The sequence below is a fragment of the Massilia sp. 05N420 genome (assembly GCF_056397205.1).
The window spans coordinates 1-351 of the sequence record NZ_JBFTMX010000306.1 but is presented as its reverse complement, the minus strand read 5'-3'; the positions used below and the strand labels follow the sequence as shown (position 1 = coordinate 351).

The 351-nt window shown below is 65.5% G+C and carries 1 protein-coding gene; it reads left to right on the top strand.

The genetic code is table 11. The annotated features are described in order from the left end of the window. Window positions 1-336, top strand: a 336-nt coding sequence (locus tag AC1DIX_RS28450; protein WP_477328711.1) for a hypothetical protein, incomplete at its 5' end; no start/stop codon positions are given. Window positions 337-351: the final 15 nt, after the last annotated feature.

Genomic DNA, 351 nt, shown 5'->3' with positions numbered 1-351 from the left:
GATGATCCGCGCGTGACGATCTTCGAGGGTGATGTCGGCGAAGCGATCCGCGCCGCAAAGGCCGGTTTCGATGCGATCCTGCTCGACGTCGACAATGGCCCGGACGGGCTGACCCGCAAATCGAACGACAGGCTTTACGATTTCGGCGGCATAAGCGCGACCAAGGCCGCACTGCGCGGCGGTGGCGTGCTGGCCGTCTGGTCGTCGGGACCGGACACCAGCTTCACGCGCCGTCTCAAGGATGGCGGTTTTGCCACCGAAGCGGTGAGTACGCGCGCCGGCAAGGGGCGCGGCGCGCGCCACGTCATCTGGCTGGCTGTGAAGCCAAACCGTTAAGCCTTGAAGCCCTTC